Raw genomic sequence first — 220 nt, 5'->3', positions numbered from 1 at the left:
GCCTGGGCCAGGTACTTCTTCACCATGCGCTCCGATACCCCCAGCTCATCGGCGATGGCCTGGTAGGGCCGGCCGTGCAGTTGAGCGAGGATGAAGGCCGAGCGCACCTTGGCCGGCAGGCGGCTGAGCATGGCGTCCACTTCGTACAGGGTCTCGACAATGATTGCCTGCTGCTCCGCCGAGGGTTGCACCGCCTGCGGGCGTGCAGCCAGCGCCTGCA

Annotated in this window: 1 protein-coding gene; it reads right to left on the bottom strand. The window is 67.3% G+C overall.

Going from position 1 to position 220, the window contains the following annotated elements:
• Positions 1 to 220, bottom strand: a 220-nt coding sequence (locus F6S12_RS33585; protein WP_315870092.1) for a sigma factor-like helix-turn-helix DNA-binding protein, incomplete at both ends; no start/stop codon positions are given.

Origin of the sequence: Pseudomonas sp. JV245A (assembly GCF_032424515.1) — a bacterium.
GTDB lineage: Bacteria > Pseudomonadota > Gammaproteobacteria > Pseudomonadales > Pseudomonadaceae > Aquipseudomonas > Aquipseudomonas protegens.
This window is presented reverse-complemented; position numbering and strand designations above follow the sequence as displayed.